This is a genomic window from Xenorhabdus stockiae, from assembly GCF_002632825.1.
Lineage (GTDB): Bacteria > Pseudomonadota > Gammaproteobacteria > Enterobacterales > Enterobacteriaceae > Xenorhabdus > Xenorhabdus stockiae.
Genome location: NZ_NJAJ01000169.1, coordinates 1 through 260, shown reverse-complemented (window position 1 = coordinate 260; position 260 = coordinate 1). Strand labels below are relative to the sequence as shown.

General features: G+C 65.0%; 1 protein-coding gene. It reads right to left on the bottom strand.

The features are described from left to right. A partial coding sequence (locus tag Xsto_RS22075; protein WP_211284373.1) for a hypothetical protein occupies positions 1 to 244 on the bottom strand: 244 nt, incomplete at its 3' end. Positions 245 to 260: the final 16 nt, after the last annotated feature.

Sequence of the window (260 nt, the reverse complement as noted above, 5' to 3'; positions counted from 1 at the left end):
GGTAAATCACCTCATGCCCCGGCGCATCGTCATAGGCCCCGATGGGGGAAGCCACGCCCGGGGTCACCGTTTTCGATTTCACGTAACGGACAAACCCGTGGGGGTCAGCCGGGCAGCCGTAGCAATCGTCATCCGAGCGCCTCACCTCCCCTTTGGCCGGATAATAAACCCACTCCGTGCGGGTCCCGTCCGGGGCAATCTGCAGGGTGGGGTTGCCGGCCGCATCAAACTCCGTCCGGGTCACCTCCTCCCGTTGGCCG